Origin of the sequence: Microvirga pudoricolor (genome assembly GCF_016892705.1) — a bacterium.
GTDB classification, from domain to species: domain Bacteria; phylum Pseudomonadota; class Alphaproteobacteria; order Rhizobiales; family Beijerinckiaceae; genus Microvirga; species Microvirga pudoricolor.
In genome coordinates, this window is sequence record NZ_JAFEMB010000001.1 from 1,303,402 (window position 1) to 1,324,347 (window position 20,946).

Here is a 20,946-nt window from a genome sequence, read left to right on the forward strand (position 1 = left end):
AAGCGGCTGGACGGTGCCCGGGTCGCGCCTGCTCGGACAGCCAGGGCGAGCATAGGCCGGGTCCCGCCAGGTTTCATCCCCGGAACGGAAAGCGTGCCAGGAAACGCCACGGCCCGCCCTCGTAGGACCAGAGCAGCAAGCCCGTGGCGGTGGCCGTGAAGGGCTCGAAGCCAGTATTGAGCCGGTCCAGCAGCGTGCGCGCCGCGTCCGGCGAGACCTTGTTCTGGACCGTCACATGCAGGCGGGGCTTCTGACGATCCTGCGGCGTCAGCCAGTCGGCCCAGGATGTCGCGAGGCTGGCGCGAAGGGCATCGACCTCGGGGCTCTCCAACGCATAGGCGACGCCTCGGCCCAGCGAGCGCAGGCCGGTCGCCCGCATGGCGATAACAGGGCGCCGGCAATGCGGCTGGACATCACTGTCGATCCTGCGCCGTTCGGAGCCAGGCAGGTGATGGAAGAGCGTCACGTGAGCGGGGATAAAGTTCCGCTCCTGGGGGAAATACGCCTTGCGCTGGTCGTCGAAGAACCTGAACGAGGCCTCATCGAGGTCCAGGGTCAGGATGAGGGGATTGGGGGGGTGCATCAACGAAAAGGCCGGCTGAGCGCCGGCCTTCGAAACCTAGAATGAAAGAGCTTCCTTGGCCTCGCGCAACTGCGCGATGGTGGCCTCGGCGACATGCTTGGCCGCCGGGTCGTTGGTGGCGTCATACGCCATCTCGGCCTGGAGGATCTCGTGATCGAGAACGTCGGTGGTGAGCTCCTCCGCCGGAAGGGCCCGCTCGGCCAGGACGGTGAGACCGTTCTGGTTGATGTCGGCGAAGCCGCCGCGGATCAGGATGCGCTTGCCGTTGCCGGGGTTGTCCGTGACGACGAGGAAGCCCGTCTTGAGCGCCGTCATCATGGGTGCGTGGCCGGCCAGAACCGTCATGTCGCCTTCGACGGCGGGCAGGACGACGGCCTCGACGGAGCCGGAGAACAGCACCCGCTCGGGAGAAACCAGTTCAAAGGTGAAGGGGGCCATCAAAGCCTGCTCCGTATCGTCCCCGGGAAGCGCGGCTGAAAGCCGGATCGTTTCGGGAGAATGTTCTGAAGGCGTGGCCCGGGCCACGCGACGCGCGGCCCGGATTCAAACGTGTTCGGATTTAAGCGGCTTCGGCAGCCAGGCGCTGGGCCTTCTCGACCGCCTCCTCGATGGAGCCGACCATGTAGAAGGCGGCCTCCGGCAGGTGGTCGTAGTCGCCGTTCACCAGTCCCTTGAAGCCCTTGATCGTGTCCTCGAGGGCCACGAGCTTGCCGGGCGAGCCCGTGAAGACTTCGGCCACGAAGAACGGCTGCGACAGGAAGCGCTCGATCTTGCGGGCGCGGGCCACCGTCATCTTGTCCTCTTCGGACAGCTCGTCCATGCCCAGGATCGCGATGATGTCCTGGAGCGACTTATAGCGCTGCAGGATCTGCTGAACCTGACGGGCCACGTTGTAGTGCTCCTCGCCCAGGATGGCGGCGGAGAGCATGCGCGAGGTCGAGTCGAGCGGATCCACGGCCGGGTAGATGCCCTTCTCGGCGATGGAGCGGGACAGAACGGTCGTGGCGTCCAGGTGGGCGAACGAAGCGGCTGGAGCCGGGTCGGTCAGATCGTCGGCCGGCACGTAGATGGCCTGCACCGAAGTGATCGAGCCCTTGGTGGTGGTGGTGATGCGCTCCTGCAGGGCGCCCATGTCGGTCGCCAGGGTCGGCTGATAGCCCACGGCCGAAGGAATACGGCCGAGAAGCGCCGACACCTCGGAGCCCGCCTGCGTGAAGCGGAAGATGTTGTCCACGAAGAACAGCACGTCCTGGCCCTGGTCGCGGAAGTTCTCGGCGACGGTGAGGCCGGTGAGCGCGACGCGGGCGCGGGCGCCCGGAGGCTCGTTCATCTGGCCGTACACGAGAGCGCACTTGGAGCCCTCGCCGCCGCCGTGCTTGTTCACGCCGGACTCGATCATCTCGTGGTAGAGATCGTTGCCCTCGCGGGTGCGCTCGCCGACGCCGGCGAACACGGAATAGCCGCCGTGCGCCTTCGCGACGTTGTTGATGAGCTCCATGATGAGCACGGTCTTGCCCACGCCGGCGCCGCCGAAGAGGCCGATCTTGCCGCCCTTCGCGTAGGGAGCCAGCAGATCCACGACCTTGATGCCCGTCACGAGGATCTGGCCCTCGGTGGACTGTTCGGCATAGGACGGAGCGGGCTGGTGGATGGCGCGGATGCCTTCCGACGGGATCGGGCCGGCTTCGTCCACGGGCTCGCCGATGACGTTCATGATGCGGCCGAGCGTGCCGGCGCCGACCGGCACCGAGATCGGGGCGCCGGTGTCGGTGACGGGCTGGCCGCGCACGAGACCCTCGGAGGTGTCCATGGCGATGCAGCGCACGGTGTTCTCGCCGAGCTGCTGAGCCACTTCGAGCACGAGGCGGTTGCCGCCGTTCGTGGTCTCCAGGGCGTTGAGAATTTCCGGCAGGTGGCCGTCGAACTGCACGTCGACGACGGCGCCGATGACCTGCGTGATCTGGCCGGTCTTGCCGGCGGTGGTGGCGGTGTTGGCCATCGTTGGCTCCTCTCGGATACGGGTCAGAGCGCTTCGGCGCCCGAAATGATTTCGATCAGTTCCTTGGTGATCATCGCCTGACGGGACCGGTTGTAGGTCATCGTCTGCTTCTTGATCATCTCGCCCGCGTTGCGGGTCGCGCTGTCCATGGCGCTCATGCGGGCGCCCTGTTCAGAGGCCGCGTTCTCCAGGAGAGCGCGGAAGATCTGGATGGTGAGGTTGCGCGGCAGGAGGGTCGCGAGAATCTCGCCCTCGTCCGGCTCGTAGTCGTAGACGGCATCCGTGGAGACGCCGCCGGCTTCGATTTGGGCCGGAATGATCTGCTGCGCGGTCGGGATCTGGGCGATCACCGACTGGAAGCGCGAGTAGAACAGGGTCGCGACGTCGAACTCGCCCGCCTCGAAGAGCGCGAGCACCTTCTGGGCGATCTGGTCGCCCTGCTCGAATCCGAGGGTGCGAACGGAGCGTAGGTCGACGAGATCGATGATCTGCGCGGCGAACTGGCGACGCAGGATGTCGTAGCCCTTCTTGCCGACGCAGATGATCTTGACCGTCTTGCCCTCGCGCAATAGGCGATTGGCATGATCGCGGGCGAGACGCGCGATCGACGAGTTGAACGCGCCGCACAGGCCGCGTTCCGCCGTGCAGACGACCAGGAGGTGAACCTGGTCGCCCCCGGTTCCAGCCAGCAGACGCGGCGTGTCGGGTCCGACGGTGACGCCGGACGCGATGTTGCCGAGGACCGCCGACATGCGCTGGGCATAAGGACGCGCGGCTTCCGCCGCCATCTGCGCCCGGCGCAGCTTCGCGGCGGCCACCATCTGCATGGCCTTGGTGATCTTCTGCGTCGCCTTGACGGAGGCGATGCGGTTTCGAAGGTCTTTCAAGCTCGGCATCGAGCGTCCCTACCCCTGTCCGGATGTCCGGTTCGTGATGACGCGACCGGTTTTTACGAGAAAGACTTGGCGAAGGACTGGACGGCGTCCTTGAGCTTCGCTTCCGTATCGCTCGACAGATCCTTGCTGGAGCGGATCGACTCCAGGATCTCGGGGTGCTTGCTGCGAACCAGCGACAGAAGACCGTCCTCGAAGCCGCGCACGCGGTTGAGCGGCAGCGCATCGAGGTAGCCGTTGACGCCGGCATAGATCGTCACGACCTGCTCTTCCATCTTCAGCGGCGAGAATTGCGGCTGCTTCAGGAGTTCCGTCAGGCGCGAGCCGCGGTTCAGCAGGCGCTGCGTCGTGGCATCGAGGTCGGAGCCGAACTGGGCGAAGGCCGCCATCTCGCGGTACTGGGCCAGCTCGCCCTTGATCTTGCCGGCGACCTTCTTCATCGCCTTCGTCTGTGCGGCCGAGCCCACGCGGGACACGGACAGACCGACGTTCACGGCCGGGCGGATGCCCTGGTAGAACAGATCCGTCTCCAGGAAGATCTGGCCGTCCGTGATCGAGATCACGTTGGTGGGGATGTAGGCCGACACGTCGTTGGCCTGCGTCTCGATCACCGGCAGAGCCGTGAGCGAACCTGCGCCCTCGCTGTCGTTCAGCTTCGCGGCGCGCTCGAGGAGGCGCGAGTGAAGGTAGAACACGTCGCCCGGATAGGCCTCGCGGCCCGGCGGGCGGCGCAGAAGGAGCGACATCTGGCGGTAGGCGACGGCCTGCTTGGACAGATCGTCGTAGGTGATCACGGCGTGCATGCCGTTGTCGCGGAAGAACTCGCCCATGGCGCAGCCGGCGAAGGGCGCCAGGAACTGCATCGGGGCCGGATCGGAAGCGGTGGCCGCCACGATGATCGAGTATTCCAGCGCGCCGTTCTCTTCGAGAACCTTCACGAACTGGGCGACCGTCGAGCGCTTCTGGCCGATGGCGACGTACACGCAGTACAGCTTCTGCGATTCGTCGTTGCCCTGGTTCAGAGGCTTCTGGTTCAGGATCGTGTCGAGGGCGATCGCGGTCTTGCCGGTCTGGCGGTCGCCGATGATCAGCTCGCGCTGGCCGCGGCCGACCGGGATCAGGGCGTCGATCGACTTGAGGCCCGTCGCCATCGGCTCGTGCACCGACTTGCGCGGAATAATGCCCGGCGCCTTCACGTCCACGCGGCGGCGCTCGGTGAACTGGATCGGGCCCTTGCCGTCGATGGGGTTGCCAAGCGCGTCCACGACGCGGCCGAGCAGGCCCTTGCCGACCGGCACGTCCACGATGGAGCCCGTGCGCTTCACGGTCTGGCCTTCGGCGATCTCGCGGTCGGAACCGAAGATCACGACGCCGACGTTGTCGGATTCGAGGTTCAGCGCCATGCCCTGCACGCCGCTCTCGAACTGCACCATCTCGCCGGCCTGAACCTTGTCGAGGCCGTAGCAGCGGGCGATGCCGTCACCGACGGACAGAACCTGGCCGACTTCGGTGACTTCAGCCTCGGTGCCGAAGTTCTTGATCTGCTCTTTGAGGATCGCGGAGATCTCAGCGGCTCGAATGTCCATCAGTGGACCTCTTTCATCGCTAGACGAATGGAATTGAGTTTGGTGCGCACCGAAGCGTCCACCATGCGGGAGCCCACCTTCACGATGAGGCCGCCGATGAGGCTCGGGTCAATCTTGACGTCGAGGGAGACGTCAGCCTTGGCGACGTCGCGCAACGCCGCCTTGATGTCGTTGAGCACCTTGTCGGAGGGCTCCTCCGCCAGGGTGACCTGGGCCCGAACGATGCCCTTCGCGTCCGACACGAGGTCCCGGAAGGACCGGATCATGTCAGGAAGGGCGAAGAGGCGGCGCTTGGCCGCCACGAGACGGATGAAATTTCCCGCAAGCCCGGAAATGCCGGCCTTGTCCAGGAGAGCCCCCACCGCCGCCGATTGCTCCTCGGCCGTGAAGACCGGATTGCGGATGAGGCGCTGCAGGTCTTCGCTGCCCTGGATCAGGCCATTGAAGCGCTCTAGGTCGCCCGCGACGGCGTCCACGGACTTCGCTTCGTGAGCGAGTTCGAACAGCGCCGAGGCGTAGCGTGTAGCCACACCCGACAGGAGGGGTCCTTCTTGCGAACCGCTTTGCGCCACGTAACGTCTCTCTCAGGTCTCACGGGACCGGTCCGGCATCAGTGATGGTCGGCGCCCGGAAAACCCGTCAGGTCGGTAAAAAGGGAGCCTTGGGCGGGAGGCGTCTCCACCCCTCAGGCGGGGGTGCACTAACATGGGTTTTCCAGGAGCGCAAGCTGACCAAGCGCTTGAGCCGCGCGGGAAAAAATGGAAGCTTTTTAAGGTAAACCTCAAAGCTCCAGTATTGCGACTTCGCAGTTGCGCAGCATCTGGCCCGTCAGGTGGTGGAAGAACGTTCCGTGCCCCACGACGGCGATGAGGCTCTCGGGCCGGGCCGACAGCCAGTCCCGAAACCGGCCGACCCGCTCCTCGAGGACCGGCGCGGGCTCGACCACGAACCCGTTTTCGCCGGGTTCGCCCTCGTTGTGCCACCAGATCTCGTCGAGATGGTCGAAGGTCAGATGGGGAAACTCCGCCCGCAGGAGCGCCGGGGCCCGGCCCACGTCGCAACTGCTGCCCAGGTGCTCCCGGTGCAGGCATTCGATCTGGATCGGGGGCGCCGCCGGGTGATCCTTGAACAGGCCCATGGTGGTCTGGATCGCCCGGGTCAGGGGCGAGGTCACGACAAGTTCATAGGGGTGACGGCGCAAATCCTCCGCGCGCTCGGCCACCTGCCGGTGGCCGAGTTCGGTCAGGAGCGCGTCGAAATGGTTCGGATCGACCCCGAATTCCGCATAATGCGCATTGAAGGTCGACTGGCCGTGGCGGATGCAATGAACGATCTTGGACATGATTCCAGGGGGTTGGGGTCTAAAGGAAGCTCTGAGGGTCGACGTCGATGGACACCTTGGTGTTGCCCCTTACCTTTGGGCAGCGGGTGAGCCAATCGCGGAGGTAGGCCTGGAGGTCGACCTCCCGTTCCGTCTTGACGAGGATGCGGTAGCGGTAGCGGCCCCGGATGAGGGCGAGCGGGGCCTCGGCGGGGCCGAGCACGGTAACGCCGGGCGGCGGGCTCGCCACCTTGGCCATGGCGCGGGCATGGGCCTCCGCGGCCTCTCGCTCGGCGGCCGAGACGACGAGGGCGGCCAGTCGCCCGAAGGGCGGCAGTCCCGCGACCTCGCGCACGTGGGTCTCCTCCCGGTAGAATCGCTCGGCGTCCCCCGACACCAGAGCGGCAATGACGGGATGGTCCGGCTGCCAGGTCTGGACCAGGCCCCGGCCCGGCTTCTCGCCGCGCCCCGCCCGTCCCGTCACCTGCTGAAGCATCTGAAAGGTGCGCTCGGCGGCGCGGGGATCGCCGGAAGTCAGGCCGATATCGGCGTCCAGGACGCCCACCAGGGTCAGGAGCGGAAAGTTGTGCCCTTTGGCCACGAGTTGGGTGCCGATCACGATGTCGACCTCGCCTGCCGCCACGGCGGCCAACTCCGCCTTAAGGCGCTCGGTCCCTCCCGGAAAGTCGCTGGAGAGGACCACGGAGCGCTTGTCCGGGAACAGCTCGGCCACCTCCTCGGCGATTCGCTCGACCCCCGGCCCGCAGGGCACCAGCGAATCGACGCTGCCGCAGGACACGCAGGCCTGCGGGGTCCGCTCCACATGACCGCAATGGTGGCACACCAGCGCTCGGCGGAAGCGGTGCTCCACAAGCCATGCGGAGCAGTTCGGGCACTCGTAGCGGTGGGCGCAGGCGCGGCACAGGGTAAGCGGCGCATAACCTCGCCGGTTGAGGAACAGGAGCGACTGCTCGCCCCGCGCGGCATTCTCCTCCATGGCGGCCACGAGGCTCGGCGAGAGCCAGCGGCCTTTCGGAATCGCTTCCTTGCGCAGGTCGATGGCGCGGATCTGCGGCAGGGACCGGCCACCAAAGCGCTCCGGGAGCCGCACATGATGATAGCGACCCCGCTCCACATTGACCCGGCTCTCGATGGACGGGGTCGCGGAGGCGAGAATCACCGGAGCGCCCTCGATCCGGCCCCTGACCACAGCCATGTCACGGGCATGATAGTGGACCCCATCCTCCTGCTTGTAGGCGGTCTCGTGCTCCTCATCGACCACGATGAGGCCGAGATCCGGATAGGGCAGGAACAGAGCCGAGCGAGCGCCCGCCACGACCTTCACGTCTCCAGCCGCGATGGCGGCGAAGAGGCGTTCGCGTTTGCGGCCGGAGACGCCCGAATGCCAGCAAGCCGGCTTGACGCCGAACCGGGCTTCGAAGCGGTCCAGAAACTGCGCCGTCAGCGCGATCTCGGGCATGAGGATCAGGGCCTGCCGTCCCTGACGGATCGTCTCGGCCACGGCCTCGAAATAGACCTCCGTCTTACCGGCGCCTGTGACGCCTTCAAGTAAGGTCGCGGGAGCCGGGTCTTCGGACAAGGTTTCGATCAGCCGCTCGGCGGCCTCACGCTGGCCGTCCGACAGGTTCGTGGCGATGAAGCCGGGATCCGGCGTTCCCGCCACCGGTTCGGCCGCCAGGGCAACGGCTTCGAGAGTGCCCTCGTCCACCAGACCGTCGATGACACCCACGCTCACGCCCGCCGCGTCGGCGAGTTCGCGCTTGAGATAGATCGTGCCCTCCCTTGCGGCCTCGATCACTTTCTGGCGAGCTGGCGTCATGCGCTTGGGTTGCGATCCCGTCAGCCGCACGCCCACGCGCGTGACCTCGATACGGGTCTCGTCCACGAGACGAAGCCCCATGGACAGTGCCGAGCCCTTGGGCGCGAGGGTATACCAGGCGATCCACTCCAGGAACTTGCGCATGTTGGGCGACAGGGAAGGCGTGTCGACCACCCCCGTGACTTTCTTGAAGTTCGCCGCCGCCCCCTGGCGCAGCTCCCAGACCACGCCCACCACCTCGCGGGTCGCGAGCGGCACCTGGACGACGTCCCCCTCCTTCAGGGTGAGCCCCTCCGGCACGGCGTAGCTGTACGTGGTGTCCAGCGCCAGCGGGATGAGGATGTCGGCAACCTGATGGCTCATGGATCTTCGGTGGGTCCGTGGAGAATGGGGTTGATGGTCGTTCGGATGGAGTTAACCAGATCCCTCTTATATAGGGAGCGGCTCGGCACAAAGCAGGAACATGTCTGAGAGCGATTCGAATCATGCCCCCGACCTTGCCGTCCCGGGTGCGGCGGACACCCGCCAGGAGGCGGCGCAATGGCTGGCCGGGCTTGCCAAGGAACGTCGTCTATCGCCGAAGACCGTGGAAGCCTACGGACGGGACCTGCGCCAGTTCCTCGTTTTCCTGACGGTCCACCTCGGCGGGGCGCCGGACATCAAGGCCATCTTGAGCCTCAAGCCCCTCGACATCCGCTCCTTCCTGGCGGCCCGCCGCATGGGATCGGTGCAGAGCCGGTCCCTCATGCGCCAGCTCGCAGCCCTGCGCTCCTTCGCCCGCCACCTGGAACGGGAGGGCTACGGCACCGCCTCGGCTTTCGCGGCGATTCGCACGCCGAAGGTGGAAAAGAATCTGCCCCGTCCGCTCACCGCCGCCACGGCGGTCGCGGTGACCGAGGCAGAGACCCGGTCGGGCGGCGATCGAAAGCCCTGGATCCTGGCCCGCGACGCCGCCGTATTGTCCCTGCTCTACGGGGCGGGCCTGCGTATCTCGGAGGCCTTGGGGATCCAGCGGCGGGACGCGCCGATCCACGGCATCGATTCGGTCACGGTGACCGGCAAGGGCGGCAAGATGCGGGGCGTGCCGGTGATCCCGGCGATCCAGGCCGCAGTGGAGGAGTATGTGAGCCTCTGTCCGTATGCGCTGAAGCCGGAAGGCCCTCTTTTCGTGGGCGCCAGGGGTGGGCCCTTGTCCCCCCGCATCATTCAGCTCGCCGTGGAGGAGCTGCGGGGTGCGCTAGGCCTACCTGACAGCGCCACGCCCCATGCCCTGCGCCATTCCTTCGCGACGCATCTTCTGGCCCGTGGCGGCGACCTGCGCGGCATCCAGGAACTGCTCGGCCACGCCTCGCTCTCGACCACGCAGCTCTACACGAAGGTGGACGCCGCCCGGCTGATGGATGCGTTCGATGCCGCACATCCAAGGGCGCGGGTGAAATAGGCTTTGGCTGTGCGTTCTTATCCCTCTCCCCTCTGCGGGAGAGGGTGGCCCTCGCGTCAGCGAGGGTCGGGAGAGGGGCGTCAGGAAACCCGGGATGCGTTGGATTGCGCGACTCGGTTCATGCCGTTGCGCATGAGCAAAAGCAGGACATAGCGAATTCGTCCCCTCTCCCGGCTTGCTCCGCAACCCACCCTCTCCCGCAGAGGGGAGAGGGCTTTTGAGACATCACATATGGATGGCGCGCTTCTCGACCGCCATCGCGGCTTCCTTGACGGCTTCCGCGAGAGTCGGATGCGCGTGGCAGGTGCGGGCGATGTCCTCGGAGGAGGCGCCGAACTCCATGGCGACGGCCACCTCGTGAATCAGGTTGCCGGCCTCCGCACCGATGATGTGGGCACCGAGTACCTTATCGGTCGAAGCATCGGCCAGGATCTTCACGAAGCCGTCCGTGGTGTGGTTGACCTTGGCGCGGCCATTGGCCGTGAACGGGAACTTGCCCACATTGTAGGCGATGCCCGCAGCCTTCAGCTCTTCCTCGGACTTACCGACGGAGGCGACCTCCGGGAAGGTGTAGACCACGCTCGGGATCACGTCGTAGTTCACGTGCCCGGCCTTGCCGGCGAGGATCTCGGCGACGGCAACGCCCTCGTCCTCGGCCTTATGGGCGAGCATCGGACCCGCGATCACGTCGCCGATGGCGTAAATGCCGGTGACGTTGGTGGAGAAATGCGCGTCGGTCAGGATGCGGCCTCGGTTGTCGAGCTGCACGCCGATGGATTCGAGACCCAGGCCCGTCGTGTAGGGTACCCGGCCGATGGCCACCAGCACCGCGTCGGCCTCGATGGTCTCAGGCGTGCCGCCGGCGGCCGGCTCGACCGTGACGGTTGCTCCGTTGCCGTTGTTCGCGACGCCGGTCACCTTGGAGCCGAGCTTGAACTGGAAGCCCTGCTTGCCGAGGATGCGCTGGAAGTTCTTGGCGACCTCGCCGTCCATGCCGGGCAGGATGCGGTCGAGATATTCCACCACCGTGACCTGGGAGCCGAGACGGCGCCAGACGGAGCCGAGCTCAAGGCCGATCACCCCCGCACCGATCACGACGAGGTGCTTGGGAACGGCCGGCAGGTCCAGGGCGCCCGTGGACGAGACCACCACCTTCTCGTCGATCTCGACGCCCGGCAGGCGCGTGACGTCCGAACCCGTGGCGATGACGATGTTCTTGGTTGCGAGAACCTGGTTCGAGCCGTCCTCGCCCGTCACCTCGACCTGGCCGGCGGCGGCGATGCGCGCCGTGCCGATGAAGGCATCGATCTTGTTCTTCTTCAGCAGGAACTCGACGCCCTTGGTGTTGCCGTCGATGCCCTCCTGCTTGAAGGCGTGCATCTTCGCGAGATCGAGGGTGGGGGCCGACACCGTGATTCCCATGGCGGCGAAATGGTCTGCCGCATCCTCGAAGGAATGCGAGGCATGGAGCAGGGCCTTGGACGGAATGCAGCCCACATTGAGGCAGGTGCCCCCATGGGTCTTGCGCTTCTCGACTACGGCGGTCTTCAAACCAAGCTGAGCCGCCCGGATGGCGCACACATAGCCGCCGGGGCCGGTGCCGATGACGATGAGATCGTAGGACATTGTCGTCTCCACTGAACGTCATGCCCGGCCTCAAGCCGGGCATCCACGTCTTTACGTTGAAGGCGTGGCTGGCGGGAAGGTCATCTCGCCATGACGCTGGATGTGAACTTCTTACAGATCGAGCACGAGGCGCGCCGGATCTTCCAAGGCTTCCTTCACGCGCACCAGGAAGGTCACGGCCTCCTTGCCGTCCACGATGCGGTGATCGTAGGAGAGCGCGAGATACATCATCGGGCGGGCGACGATCTGGCCGTTCTTCACCACGGGACGCTCCTCGATGCGGTGCATGCCGAGGATGCCGGATTGCGGGGCGTTGAGGATCGGCGTCGACATGAGCGAGCCGTAGATGCCACCGTTGGTGATCGTGAATGTGCCGCCCTGCATCTCGTCGATGGAGAGCTTGCCGTCGCGAGCGCGCTTGCCGAACTCGGCGATCTTCTTCTCGATGCCGGCGACCGAGAGTTGGTCCGCGTCCCGCACCACCGGAACCACGAGGCCCTTCTCGGTGCCGACCGCGATGCCGACGTGGTAGTAGTTCTTGTAGACCAGCTCCCCGCCGTCGATCTCGGCATTCACCGCTGGCACGTCCTTGAGGGCCTGGATGACCGCCTTGGTGAAGAAGCCCATGAAGCCGAGCTTGGTGCCGTGCTTCTTCTCGAACACGTCCTTGTACTGGCTGCGCAGGTGCATCACCGCGCTCATGTCCACGTCGTTGAACGTGGTGAGCATGGCGGCGGAGTTCTGTGCATCCTTGAGGCGGCGCGCGATGGTCTGGCGCAGCTTGGTCATCTTCACGCGCTCCTCGCGGGAGGCGTCGTCCGGCGCGGAGGGGGCCCGCACCTGAACGGGTGCGGCAGGCGCCGGGGCCGCCGCGCCGCCGGTCGCGATGGCGGCCAGCATGTCGCCCTTGGTGACCCGGCCGTCCTTGCCGGACCCGGCGACGTTCGCGGGGCTCACGCCGCTCTCGGCGGCAAGGCGACCGACGGCTGGGCCGTTGTCGCGGGACGCCGCAGCAGCAGGGGCGGCGGCCGGAGCGGCCGCGGGTGCCGGAGCGGCCTTCGGAGGCTCGGCCTTGGGAGCTTCGGCTTTGGGAGCCGGCGCCGGAGCAGCGCCGGCAGCACCTTCCGTGATCGAGCCGAGCACCGCGCCGGGCGTCACCGTCTCGCCGTCCTTGGCGATGATGTCGCCCAGGATGCCGCTCGTCGGCGCGTTGACCTCCAGGGTCACCTTGTCGGTCTCGAGTTCGAGAACCGGCTCGTCCGCCTTTACGGCGTCGCCGGGCTTCTTGAACCAGCGGCCGATGGTGGCCTCTGAGACGGATTCACCGAGTGTCGGTACGCGGATTTCGGTCGCCATGGTCATAATTCGCTGTTTGAGGCCGTGGGGCCGTGGAACGGGAAGGCGCTTCGCGGCATCAAGCCGCGAAGGCCTCGTCGAGGAAGGCCTGGAGCTGGCTCAGATGCTTGGACATCAGGCCGGTGGCGGTGGCGGCGGAGGCCGAGCGTCCGACATAGCGCGGACGGCCTGCCTTCGAGCCTGCGGTCTTGAGCACCCATTCGAGATAAGGCTCGACGAAGGTCCAGGAGCCCATGTTCTTGGGCTCTTCCTGGCACCACACCACGTCGGCCTTCTTGAAGCGGGAGAGCTCCGCCGCCAGCGACTTGGCCGGGAACGGATAGAGCTGCTCGACGCGCATCAGGTAAACGTCGTCGATCCCGCGCTTCTCCCGCTCCTCCAGGAGGTCGTAATAGACCTTGCCGGTGCAGATCACGACGCGCCGGATCTTCTCGTCCTTCACCAGCTTGACGCCGTCGGTCGCATATTGCGCGTCGTCGTGCAGCACCCGGTGGAAGGATGTCCCCTCCGAGATGTCAGCGAGCGTCGAGACGCAGCGCTTGTGGCGCAGCAGGCTTTTGGGCGTCATGAGGATGAGCGGCTTGCGGAAGTCGCGCTTCAGCTGACGGCGCAGGATGTGGAAGTAGTTCGACGGGGTCGAGCAATAGGCCACCTGCATGTTGTCCTCGGCGCACATCTGCAGATAGCGCTCCAGACGGGCGGAGGAATGCTCCGGACCCTGGCCTTCGTAGCCGTGCGGCAGCAGGCAGACGAGGCCCGACATGCGCAGCCACTTGCGCTCGCCCGACGAGATGAACTGGTCGAACACCACCTGGGCGCCGTTGGCGAAGTCGCCGAACTGGGCTTCCCACAGGGTCAGCGCGTTGGGCTCGGAGAGGGTGTAGCCGTACTCGAAGCCGAGCACGGCCTCCTCCGAGAGCATCGAGTTGATGACCTCGTAGCGGGACTGGCCTTCCTGGATATTGTTGAGGGGCGTGTAACGCTCCTCGTTCTCCTGGTCGGTGAGAACCGAGTGACGCGATGAGAAGGTACCGCGCTCCACGTCCTGGCCCGACAGGCGGACCCGGTGGCCTTCCAGCAGGAGCGACCCGAAAGCGAGCGCCTCGGCCATGGCCCAGTCGATGCCCTGGCCGGTTTCCATCATCTTCTTGCGGTTGTCGAGGAAGCGCTGGATCGTGCGGTGGACATGGAAGCCCTCCGGCACGGTGGTCAGCGCCGTGGCGATCTCCTGCAGGGTCTCGACGGGAACGCCCGTCTGGCCCCGGCGCGGATCGTCGGAATCCTCGCGCACGGCCTTGAGGCCGGCCCAGCGTCCGTCGAGCCAATCCGCCTTGTTGGGCTTGTAGGCCTGGGCGATGTCGAGCTCGGTGTCGAGCTTGGACCGCCAGGCGTTCTTGATCTCGTCGACCTCGGCTGCCGTGACCGTCCCCTCGGCCACGAGCTTCTTGGAATAGATCTCCAGAATCGACTCGTGAGCGCGAATCTTGCGGTACATGAGCGGCTGGGTGAAGGCCGGCTCGTCGCCTTCGTTATGGCCGAAGCGGCGGTAGCAGAACATGTCGACCACGACAGGCTTCTGGAACTTCTGCCGGTACTCGGTCGCCACCTTGGCGGCGAACACCACCGCCTCCGGATCGTCGCCGTTCACGTGGAAGATCGGCGCCTCGACCATCTTGGCCACGTCCGACGGATACGGGGACGAGCGCGAGAAGCGCGGATCGGTGGTGAAGCCGATCTGGTTGTTGATGATGAAGTGGATCGAGCCGCCGGTGCGGTGGCCGCGCAGGCCTGACAGGCCGAGGCACTCCGCCACCACGCCCTGGCCCGCGAAGGCGGCGTCGCCGTGGATCAGCAGCGGCATGACGGCAACCCGGTTGTCCGGGGTGCAGCCGTGCTGGTCCTGCTTGGCCCGTACCTTGCCGAGCACGACCGGATCGACGATCTCGAGGTGCGACGGGTTGGCCGTGAGCGACAGGTGGACGTTGTTGCCGTCGAAGTTGCGGTCGGAGGAAGCGCCCAGATGGTATTTCACGTCGCCCGAGCCTTCCACGTCGTCAGGCGCGAACGAGCCGCCCTTGAACTCGTGGAACAGGGCGCGGTGCGGCTTGCCCATCACTTGGGTCAGCACGTTCAGGCGGCCGCGATGGGCCATGCCGAACACGATCTCCTTCACGCCGAGATTGCCGCCGCGCTTGATGATCTGCTCCAGGGCCGGGATCAGCGACTCGCTGCCGTCGAGGCCGAAGCGCTTCGTGCCGGTGTATTTCAGGTCGAGGAACTTCTCGAACCCTTCCGCCTCCACCAGCTTGTTCAGGATGGCGCGCTTGCCTTCCTTGGTGAAGCTGATCTCCTTGTCCGGCCCCTCGATGCGCTCCTGGATCCAGGCCTTCTCGGTCGGATCGGAGATGTGCATGAACTCGACGCCGAGCGTCTGGCAATAGGTGCGCTCCAGAATGGCCACGATCTCGCGGATGGTCGCGAATTCGAGGCCGAGCACGTTGTCGAGGAAGATCTTGCGGTCCCAATCGGCGTCGGTGAAGCCGTAATGAGAGGGATGCAGCTCCGCGTCGTCGGGACGGTTGTTGAGGCCCAGCGGATCGAGCTTGGCATGGAGATGGCCGCGCACCCGGTAGGCACGGATCAGCATGATGGCGCGCACCGAGTCGCGGGTCGCCTGCAGAACCTCGGCCTGGCTGATCTCGGGGCTCTTGGCCTGCGCCTTGGCCTGGATCTTGTCGCCCATGGCCTTCTCGACCTGGGCCCAATTGCCGTCGAGTGCGGAGACGAGTTCGCCGTTGGCCGGAACGGGCCAGTTCGGCCTCTTCCAGGACGCGCCCTTGGCGCTCTTCTCGACCGCCTGCCTGTCGTCCCTCAAGGCACCGAAGAACGCTTGCCACTCGGCATCCACCGAGGACGGGTCCTGTTCATAGCGGGCGTAGAGGTCCTCGATATAGGGTGCGTTGGCCCCATAGAGGAAGGCTGTGTTGAGGAAGGTTTCGTTGGCGTCCTGGCGTGCCATGGCAATATCGATCCAAAATGACGGGTGCCGCCCCGGTCGTCCGGGACGGCATTATCGGGGTCAGCCCTTCAAGACCTCAACCAAGGTCTTTCCAAGGCGGGCCGGCGACGGCGACACGCGGATGCCCGCGGCCTCCATGGCGGCGATCTTGTCTTCCGCACCGCCCTTGCCGCCGGAGATGATGGCGCCCGCATGGCCCATGCGGCGACCGGGAGGAGCCGTGCGGCCCGCGATGAAGCCGACCATCGGCTTCTTGCGGCCTTTCGCGGCCTCGCGGGCGATGAACTCGGCGGCCTCTTCCTCGGCCGAGCCGCCGATCTCGCCGATCATGACGATCGACTCGGTCTTGGGGTCGGACAGGAACATGTCGAGCACGTCGATGAACTCGGTGCCCTTGACCGGGTCGCCGCCGATGCCGACCGCCGAGGTCTGGCCCAGGCCTTCATTGGTGGTCTGGAACACGGCCTCGTAGGTGAGCGTGCCGGAGCGGGACACGATGCCCACCGAGCCGGGCTTGAAGATGTTGGCCGGCATGATGCCGATCTTCGACTCGCCCGCCGTCACGATGCCGGGGCAGTTGGGGCCGATGAGGCGCGACTTGGAGCCCTGGAGCGAACGCTTCACCCGCACCATGTCGAGCACCGGAATGCCTTCCGTGATGCATACGATGAGCGGGATCTCGGCCTGGATGGCCTCGCAGATCGCATCGGCTGCGCCCGGAGGCGGCACGTACACGACCGAGGCGTCCGCGCCGGTCTTCTCGCGCGCTTCCATGACCGTGTCGAAGACGGGCAGGTTCAGGTGCGTGGAGCCGCCTTTGCCGGGCGAGGTGCCGCCGACCATCTTGGTGCCGTAGGCGATGGCCTGCTCGGAATGGAAGGTCCCGTTCTTGCCGGTGAAGCCCTGGCAGATGACCTTGGTGTTCTTGTCGATGAGGATGGACATCGGGGCCTCTTACTTTCCGCGAACCGCGTTCACGATCTTCTGGGCGGCGTCGTCGAGGTCGTCGGCCGGGATCACGTTGAGGCCGGACTCGCGGATGATCTGCTTGCCCTCCTCGACGTTGGTGCCCTCAAGCCGCACCACCAGGGGAACCTGGAGGCCGACGGCTTTCACGGCCGCGATCACGCCGCGCGCGATGACGTCGCACTTCATGATGCCGCCGAAGATGTTGACCAGGATGCCCTTCACGTTCGGGTCGGCCGTGATGATCTTGAACGCCGCCGTCACTTTCTCCTCGGACGCGCCGCCGCCGACATCGAGGAAGTTCGCGGGCTCCTCGCCGTAGAGCTTGATGATGTCGAGCGTCGCCATGGCAAGACCGGCGCCGTTGACCATGCAGCCGATGGTGCCGTCGAGGGCGATATAGGCGAGATCGTACTTGGACGCGTCGATCTCCTTCTGGTCCTCTTCCGTGAGGTCGCGCAGTTCGACGATGTCCGGGTGGCGGTAGAGGGCATTGCCGTCGAACGAGATCTTGGCGTCGAGGCACTTGAGGTGCCCGTCCTTGGTCACGATCAGCGGGTTGATCTCCAGCATCTCCATGTCCTTCGACACGAAGGCCTTGTAGAGCTTCGCCGTCACGTCCTCGGCTTCCTTGGCGAGCGGACCCTTCAAGCCCAGTGCCTTGGCGACCGTGCGGCCATGGTGGGGCATGACGCCGGTGGCGGGGTCGATCGCGAAGGTGAGGATCTTTTCAGGGGTGTCGTGGGCGACCTGCTCGATATCCATGCCGCCTTCCGTGGAGACCACGAAGGCGATGCGGCCGGTGGCGCGGTCCACCAGCATGGAGAGGTAGAACTCGCTTTCGATGTCGGAGCCGTCCTCGATATACAGACGGTTGACCTGCTTGCCGGCTTCGCCCGTCTGGATCGTCACGAGGGTGTTGCCGAGCATCTGGCCGGCGAATTGCTTGACCTCTTCGACCGACTTGGCGAGGCGCACGCCGCCCTTCTCGCCGGCGGCCGCTTCCTTGAACTTGCCCTTGCCGCGGCCGCCCGCATGGATCTGGGACTTCACGACCCAAAGCGGACCGCCGAGCTCCTTGGCGGCGGCCTCCGCCTCGTCGGCGGAGAAGATGGCCTTGCCCTTGGAAACCGGGAGGCCGAACTCTTTCAGGACGGCCTTGCCCTGATATTCATGGATGTTCATGTGTTTTCTCTTCCGTCATCCCGGACGCCAGAGGCGATCCGGGATCGTGAGCCGTGTTTCACTCGTCCTGCGATCCCGGTTCTGCGCTGCGCTTCGACCGGGATGACGTCGATCCTTTAGGCGAGCGCCGGGTTGATCTGCTTGCAGGCGTCGACGAGACCCTGCACGGAGGCCACCGACTTCTCGAACATGCCCTTCTCGTCTCCCGAGAACTCGACCTCGAGGATGCGCTCCACGCCGCCGGCGCCGATCACGATCGGAACGCCCACGAACATGTCCTTCACGCCGTACTGGCCGTTGAGATGGGCCGCGCAGGGCAGGACGCGCTTCTTGTCCTTGAGGTAGCTCTCGGCCATGGCGATGGCGGAGGCTGCGGGCGCATAGAAGGCCGAGCCGGTCTTGAGCAGGTTGACGATCTCGCCGCCGCCTTTACGGGTGCGCTCGACCATGGCGTCGAGCTTGGCTTGCGTGGTCCAGCCCATCTTGACCAGATCCGGCAGCGGCACGCCCGCGACCGTGGAGTAGCGCACCAGCGGCACCATGTCGTCGCCGTGACCACCGAGCACGAAGGCGGTTACGTCCTTGACGGAGACGTTGAATTCCTCGGCCAGGAAGTGGCGGAAGCGGGACGAATCCAGCACGCCGGCCATGCCGACGATCTTCTCAGGCTTGAGCCCTGAGAATTTCTGGAGTGCCCACACCATGGCGTCGAGGGGGTTGGTGATGCAGATTACGAAGGCGTTCGGGGCGTATTGCTTGATCCCGTTGCCGACTGCTTCCATGACCTTGAGGTTGATGCCGAGCAGGTCGTCGCGGCTCATGCCGGGCTTGCGGGGCACGCCGGCGGTCACGATGATCACGTCCGCGTCCTTGATGTCCGCGTAGTCATTCGCGCCCTTGTACTTGGCGTCGAACCCATCGACCGGCGCCGACTCGGCGATGTCGAGGCCTTTGCCCTGGGGAACGCCTTCGGCGATGTCGAACAGAACGATGTCGCCGAGTTCCTTCAGGCCGGCGAGATGGGCGAGCGTACCGCCGATCTGGCCGGCGCCGATGAGCGCGATCTTGTGACGGGCCATGAAGATGTCCTTGGATTGTGGGTAAGGCAAAAACCTCGAGAGGTGGCGCTGTTTGCCATGAGACATGGGCCCGCTTCAAGCGTCCAAAAGGTTCTGTCGTAAGGCTTTGCGCCCCTTTGAGCTTAAGCTGACGTTAACATGTTTCGATTTAGGCTTTAGTTTCAAAGACGTAGCTGAACCCTAGTCCCGCCGAAATTTCTGTTACAATTTTCTGATTTTGTCATTCGCCTAGACGTTGCCGAACGCCAGGGCCCGCAGGATGATCCGGATGGCCGTGGCAAGCCGCTGGTCGAGGATGTCGGGCGGCACGTCCTGGTCGAGCCGGATCGCCACCGGATTGATGAAGCGGTAGGTGGTGTCCGTGATGAAGGACAAGGCCCGCTCCCGGTCCCTGGGGTCGAATTTGGCGGTGGCGACCCCCTCGTCGATCACCCGCTCCAGAAGCTGGCGCATCCGCGCCTTGTGCCGGCGGACGAGGGGCCGGGAGGTCTCGGTCGCCGTCACGTAGACATCGAAGAGATGGCGGTCCTCCACCAGCAGGTCGCGCTGGGCTCCGGCCCAGGCCTGGAGCAGGCGCTCCAGCTTGTCGTCGGCCGGGTCGGGCGCGTCGGCAATCCCGGCGATGAGGGCCTCCAACTTGCGCAGCCACTGGCCCGCCACCGCGTCGATGAGGGCCGCCTTGGAGGGAAAGTAGCGGTAGACGTTGGCGTGGGTCATCCCGGCCGCATCCGCGACGGCCACGACGGTAAGCCCCTTGAAGCCGAAGCGCTTGAGATAGTCGGACGCCACCGTCAGGAGCCTGGCGTCGGCGGGACCGTCAGCCACCGGAACGCGGGTGCCGGGGCGCGGGGCCTTCATGTCTCCACCAATCCCGTACTCTGTCCTGAATCCTGGGAATCCGCCGCGCCGTGAGGCAGGGAGAGATACTCCTCGGACCGCATCTCGATGAGGCGTGAAACCGTACGGTCGAACTCGAAGGCCTCGCGGCCGCTCTCGGCCTCGTAGAGCGCGTGGGCCTCGGCGTCGGCGGAGGCCAGGAGCTTCACATGGGCATCGTAGAGGGCATCGATCAGGATGATGAATCGCTTGGCCTCGTTGCGCCGGTCGAAGGTGAGACGCGGAATGTTCTCCAGGATCACCGTGTGAAAGTGCTGGGCGACACTCAGGAAGTCGGAGGCACCTAAAGGCTTGGAGCACAGGTCCCGAAAATCGAAGCGGGCGACGCCTCCCGCCGCCTGGGGCACCTCGACCGGATGGCCCTTGACGGTGAGCGTGACCGGCTCGCCCTGGTTGCGGCCCGTGAGACGTTGAAAGGCGAGGTCGAGAGCCTGCCGGGCGGCCGCATCGGCCGGGCTGTAATAGACGGGGCTGCCCGCCAGCTTTTCGAGCCGGAAATCCGTGCGGGCATCGAGACGCACGACCTCCATCCTGTCTTTCAAAAGACCGATGAAGGGCAGGAACAATGTCCGGTTGAGGCCACCTTCATAGAGCCGGTCCGGCTCCACGTTGGAGGTCGCGACCACCACGACGCCACGCTGGTAGAGCGCCGCGAACAGGCGCCCGAGGATCATGGCGTCGGCGATGTCGGTGACCGTGAACTCGTCGAAGCACAGGACCCAGGCTTCGTCGGCGAGGGAATCTGCCACGGGGCGGATCGGGTCGTCCCCCTTGACGGCTCCCGCCTTCAGCTTCTCGCGCCAGAGATGGATGCGCTCGTGCACGTCGGCCATGAAGGCGTGGAAATGGACCCGGCGCTTTCGCTTGACGGCGAGCGCATCGAAGAACAGGTCCATGAGCATGGTCTTACCGCGTCCGACCGAGCCCCAGACGTAGAGACCTTTGGGCGGAGCGGGGTTGCGCTTGCCGAACAACCACCCCAGGGCGCTGGATTTCCGGGCGAGCCGGTAGCCTGCCAGAGCCTCGGCCAAGACGTCGAGCCGCCGGATCAGGGCCAGTTGCGCGGGATCGCGCTCGATGGCTCCCGAGGCCACGAGGGCGTCGTAGCGGGCCGCGATGGTGGGGGGTGGCAGGAGGGTATCGGTCACGGTTCCG

At 65.8% G+C, this 20,946-nt stretch carries 17 protein-coding genes; 1 reads left to right on the forward strand and 16 read right to left on the reverse strand.

Annotated features, from left to right (window positions below; translation table 11 throughout):
- Window positions 1–73: 73 nt before the first annotated feature.
- The 8 genes from ILT42_RS05970 to ILT42_RS06005 form a co-directional block, all read right to left on the reverse strand.
- The gene (locus tag ILT42_RS05970) at window positions 74–583 is read right to left on the reverse strand and encodes a 2'-5' RNA ligase family protein (RefSeq protein ID WP_204214504.1); all 510 of its coding nucleotides are present in this window, start codon (window positions 581–583) and stop codon (window positions 74–76) included.
- 36 nt (window positions 584–619) lie between these two features.
- On the reverse strand, window positions 620–1,021 hold the full coding sequence (locus ILT42_RS05975) for a F0F1 ATP synthase subunit epsilon (protein ID WP_204214506.1): 402 nt from the start codon (window positions 1,019–1,021) through the stop codon (window positions 620–622).
- 121 nt (window positions 1,022–1,142) lie between these two features.
- Complete coding sequence (gene atpD / locus ILT42_RS05980; protein WP_204214509.1) at window positions 1,143–2,582, reverse strand: F0F1 ATP synthase subunit beta; 1,440 nt, start codon at window positions 2,580–2,582, stop codon at window positions 1,143–1,145.
- A 23-nt stretch (window positions 2,583–2,605) separates the two neighbouring features.
- Window positions 2,606–3,478, reverse strand: a complete 873-nt coding sequence (locus ILT42_RS05985) for a F0F1 ATP synthase subunit gamma (protein WP_204214511.1) — start codon at window positions 3,476–3,478, stop codon at window positions 2,606–2,608.
- 53 nt (window positions 3,479–3,531) lie between these two features.
- On the reverse strand, window positions 3,532–5,061 hold the full coding sequence (gene atpA, locus ILT42_RS05990; RefSeq protein ID WP_204214513.1) for a F0F1 ATP synthase subunit alpha: 1,530 nt from the start codon (window positions 5,059–5,061) through the stop codon (window positions 3,532–3,534).
- Window positions 5,061–5,633, reverse strand: a complete 573-nt coding sequence (locus ILT42_RS05995; protein WP_324617699.1) for a F0F1 ATP synthase subunit delta — start codon at window positions 5,631–5,633, stop codon at window positions 5,061–5,063. The genes atpA and ILT42_RS05995 overlap by 1 nt, the downstream gene beginning before the upstream one ends.
- A gap of 209 nt (window positions 5,634–5,842) precedes the next feature.
- A complete protein-coding gene (locus ILT42_RS06000) occupies window positions 5,843–6,403 on the reverse strand; it encodes a histidine phosphatase family protein (protein ID WP_204214516.1) in 561 nt (186 codons plus the stop codon).
- 19 nt (window positions 6,404–6,422) lie between these two features.
- The gene (locus ILT42_RS06005; protein ID WP_204214517.1) at window positions 6,423–8,585 is read right to left on the reverse strand and encodes a primosomal protein N'; all 2,163 of its coding nucleotides are present in this window, start codon (window positions 8,583–8,585) and stop codon (window positions 6,423–6,425) included.
- Window positions 8,586–8,685: 100 nt separating this feature from the next.
- Here ILT42_RS06005 and ILT42_RS06010 point away from each other — a divergent pair, with 100 nt between their 5' ends.
- Complete coding sequence (locus ILT42_RS06010) at window positions 8,686–9,663, forward strand: tyrosine recombinase XerC (protein WP_204214520.1); 978 nt, start codon at window positions 8,686–8,688, stop codon at window positions 9,661–9,663.
- Between the two features lie 225 nt (window positions 9,664–9,888).
- Here the strand turns inward: ILT42_RS06010 and lpdA are convergent, their stop codons facing one another.
- From lpdA to zapE, 8 genes are all read right to left on the reverse strand, one after another.
- A complete protein-coding gene (gene lpdA, locus ILT42_RS06015) occupies window positions 9,889–11,289 on the reverse strand; it encodes a dihydrolipoyl dehydrogenase (protein ID WP_204214522.1) in 1,401 nt (466 codons plus the stop codon).
- Window positions 11,290–11,400: 111 nt separating this feature from the next.
- Entirely contained in the window at window positions 11,401–12,645 is a 1,245-nt protein-coding gene (gene odhB / locus ILT42_RS06020) for a 2-oxoglutarate dehydrogenase complex dihydrolipoyllysine-residue succinyltransferase (protein ID WP_204214524.1), read from the reverse strand.
- A 58-nt stretch (window positions 12,646–12,703) separates the two neighbouring features.
- Window positions 12,704–15,664, reverse strand: coding sequence for a 2-oxoglutarate dehydrogenase E1 component (locus ILT42_RS06025; RefSeq protein ID WP_204214526.1), 2,961 nt, complete (start codon window positions 15,662–15,664; stop codon window positions 12,704–12,706).
- A gap of 60 nt (window positions 15,665–15,724) precedes the next feature.
- A complete protein-coding gene (gene sucD / locus ILT42_RS06030) occupies window positions 15,725–16,609 on the reverse strand; it encodes a succinate--CoA ligase subunit alpha (protein WP_204214527.1) in 885 nt (294 codons plus the stop codon).
- Between the two features lie 9 nt (window positions 16,610–16,618).
- A complete protein-coding gene (gene sucC / locus ILT42_RS06035) occupies window positions 16,619–17,815 on the reverse strand; it encodes an ADP-forming succinate--CoA ligase subunit beta (protein ID WP_204214528.1) in 1,197 nt (398 codons plus the stop codon).
- A 116-nt stretch (window positions 17,816–17,931) separates the two neighbouring features.
- Window positions 17,932–18,894 (reverse strand): malate dehydrogenase, encoded by a 963-nt coding sequence (gene mdh, locus ILT42_RS06040; RefSeq protein WP_204214529.1) that lies wholly within the window; start codon window positions 18,892–18,894, stop codon window positions 17,932–17,934.
- A 228-nt stretch (window positions 18,895–19,122) separates the two neighbouring features.
- Window positions 19,123–19,752 carry a TetR/AcrR family transcriptional regulator gene (locus tag ILT42_RS06045; RefSeq protein ID WP_204214530.1) on the reverse strand — a complete coding sequence of 210 codons (630 nt, stop codon included), beginning with the start codon at window positions 19,750–19,752 and terminating at the stop codon, window positions 19,123–19,125.
- The gene (gene zapE, locus ILT42_RS06050; protein WP_204214531.1) at window positions 19,749–20,939 is read right to left on the reverse strand and encodes a cell division protein ZapE; all 1,191 of its coding nucleotides are present in this window, start codon (window positions 20,937–20,939) and stop codon (window positions 19,749–19,751) included. The genes ILT42_RS06045 and zapE overlap by 4 nt, the downstream gene beginning before the upstream one ends.
- Window positions 20,940–20,946 lie beyond the last annotated feature (7 nt).